Below are 2,639 nucleotides of genomic sequence, written 5' to 3'. Positions count from 1 at the left end.
GGCGAGCAGGCCGACCACCGCCGCGTTTACGCCCGCCATCGCCGCGCGCGCCTGCGGCCGCGCGCTGACCGCATGCCAGAACGGTAGCGCGCCCATCAGGATCAGCATCCCGGGGGCGAAGATCGCGATGAGCGCCAAAGCAGCGCCCGGCGCGCCGCCGGGCGGGGCCGCGGCGACGGCGCCGAGATAGGCGGCGAAGGTGAAAAGCGGGCCGGGGACCGCCTGCGCCGCGCCGTAGCCCGCAAGGAACGCGCTCGGAGAAACCCACCCGGGATCGACCACCGCCGCCTGCAGCAGTGGCAGCACGACGTGGCCGCCGCCGAACACGAGCGCGCCCGAGCGGGTGACGGCGGCGAAAAAGGCGAGCGGCGAATTGCGGCCGGGCAGGAACGAGAGCGCCAGCAGCGCGAAGAAGGCGGCGAGGCAGACAAACCCCGTCCTCCGGGCGAGCGGCGGGTGTCCCGCCCCGCCTGCGGCCGCCGCCTCCTCCCGGCAGACAAGAAGCCCGGCGAGAGCGCCGAGGAGGATCGCGGCGACCTGGCTTGCGCCGCCCGGCGCGAAGGCCATGAGCAGCAGGGCGAGGACGGCGATGGCCGCCCGCCGTCCGTCGGGCGCCAGACTCCGGCCCATGCCGAGGACGGCCTGCGCGACGATGGCCACGGCCGTCAGTTTGAGGCCGTGCAAGAGCCCCTCCCCCGCCGGTCCGGTGAGCGCGGCCTCGCCGTAGGCGAAGAGCGTCAGGATTATCGCCGAAGGCAGGGTGAAGCCGGTCCATGCCGCGAGCCCGCCAAGGAGCCCCGCTCGCATCAGGCCGATGGCGAAGCCGACCTGACTGCTCGCCGGGCCCGGCAGGAACTGGCAAAGCGCCACGAGGTCCGCGTAGGCCCGCTCGTCGAGCCACTGGCGCTCGATGACGAAGGCGTTGCGGAAATAGCCGATATGCGCAACCGGCCCGCCGAAGCTCGTCAGGCCGAGCCGGAGAAAGACGCGCAACACCTCGAAAGGCGTTCCCTTATGTGCGGCGCGACGCGCCGTGCCCGCCATCGAGGCGCCCGCCCGCTCCTCACTCGCCCGCATGTTCGCGCGCGACGGCTTCCAGAAGCTCTTTCGCCTCCGCTGGCGACCTGACGTGATGAACCCGTTTCGAGGCCTCGGCCTCGACAATCAGTCTCCTGTACTGTGGCGTCAGTCGGCGATGGCATAGCCAGATGACGCGATAACTGTTCAATGTGCTGCTCCACATCGGACTGTCATCGGGCCAGCCTTCCGGGGTTTCGAACAATCCTTTGATCAGCCGCTTCGATACCCACCAGAAGTGCGTGGCAAGTGGCAAGTCCATGTAAATCAGCGTATCTGCGCGAGAGAAACGCTCCCAGGCTGAGGTCATGCAACCGAAGCCGTCAATGATCCACGCTTCCCGCCTGAGGATGTCGGCATGCGCCTTCAGGTAATCATCGTGCGGAACTCTCCCGCCTCCGGCTTGGTACTGGATTGTGTCCAGCGGATACAGAGGCAAACGCGTCACTTCCGCCAGACGTCGAGCGAGCGTCGATTTGCCGCCGCCCGCGTTCCCGAAAACTGCGACTCTTTTCATGGGAGGCGCTCTGCGTTCACGGTCTCAGGCCGAATCTGGCGGCTCACGCCGCAATGTCAATCGGGCTGTGTCGCTGTCCCGAAGGCGCCGCGCCGGGACTGCCGATGAAGCGCTTGCCCGTTGGCGGCGGCGCCGATATCTGTTGGGACATGAGGCCGCCTGGAACTCCATGGATTGGGATCCGCTCTCAGACTGCGCGCCCGCGGTCGGAGCCGCGGCTCGCCTCGACGTCGTCGATCATCGTCGCCGCGCTCGGCGCCCTCCTGATTCTCGCCGCCCCGGCCCACGCCCAGTCGCCGATCATTCAGGGCTGGCTCGCTGCGAATACGGTGTGCAAGGGCGGTCCGAGCGACGACCCCAAGGCGCAGAAGGCGTGCGCGCGGCGCGACGAAATCGGCGCGAGGCTCAAGCGCCGGGGCTGCGAGTACCAGGAGGACGGCGACTGGTGGAGGTGCCCGCACTAGCGGTCAAATACGCTTGGCGCCCGACTGGAACGGCAGGAGCGCGCAAGGGGACTTGTATGGGGCGATTGGTGTCAAGGCTGTTCTGAGCGGCATCTCCTTGTTCGACTGGCGTCAGGACATCTTCTCGTCCCGACCTGGTTTTCGTTCGGCGCTGCGCGCAGTGGCCGTCAAGGGTGGCCGAAGGCCATCGCGCAGCGACTTGCCCTTGACGGTCGCGAGCACAGCGACAGACTTGCTCAGTCGGGCGACACGGGCGTGTCGTGTCCCCGCTTGTTCAGTGTCGACAACGGCGACGATACCGAGGGGAGCTCGCCATCGGGCGCGCATCGCGCGCCACGAACTTGTATTCGGCCGACCCGGTGGGATCGCAACCACGATGCAGTCATGCGCATCGGCGGCGAAGCTCCGAGGCGGCGGGCCCGGGTGCGATTCAAAGCGATGCAGAGTAGGTTCCGTTTGGATGGATTCGAGGGAGGATTCGGATGGCGGGGTTGGAGTTGAGCGATGATGCGCTGACGGCGGCTTTGCGGGCGTATCCCGGTCTTCGCGAGCGGGTCTCATCGATCGTGCTGGCGGTCGAA

3 protein-coding genes are annotated in these 2,639 nt (G+C 67.9%); 1 reads left to right on the top strand and 2 read right to left on the bottom strand.

The genetic code is table 11. From position 1 onward, the window contains the following. Both chrA and ACLP25_RS22085 read right to left on the bottom strand, forming a co-directional pair. The coding region (gene chrA, locus ACLP25_RS22090) for a chromate efflux transporter (protein ID WP_442471293.1) at window positions 1-1,077 on the bottom strand (1,077 nt) is incomplete at its 3' end. After that, entirely contained in the window at window positions 1,064-1,594 is a 531-nt protein-coding gene (locus ACLP25_RS22085; protein WP_442471292.1) for a hypothetical protein, read from the bottom strand. The genes ACLP25_RS22085 and chrA, both read right to left, overlap by 14 nt. A 104-nt stretch (window positions 1,595-1,698) precedes the next feature. Here ACLP25_RS22085 and ACLP25_RS22080 point away from each other — a divergent pair, with 104 nt between their 5' ends. Further along, the gene (locus ACLP25_RS22080; protein ID WP_442471291.1) at window positions 1,699-2,058 is read left to right on the top strand and encodes a hypothetical protein; all 360 of its coding nucleotides are present in this window, start codon (window positions 1,699-1,701) and stop codon (window positions 2,056-2,058) included. The last annotated feature ends 581 nt before the right edge of the window (window positions 2,059-2,639 follow it).

The organism is Roseiarcus sp. (assembly GCF_052145395.1).
Taxonomy (GTDB): Bacteria; Pseudomonadota; Alphaproteobacteria; order Rhizobiales; family Beijerinckiaceae; genus Roseiarcus.
The sequence above is the reverse complement of the archived record's forward strand: the minus strand, read 5'-3'. Positions and strand labels throughout refer to the sequence as shown.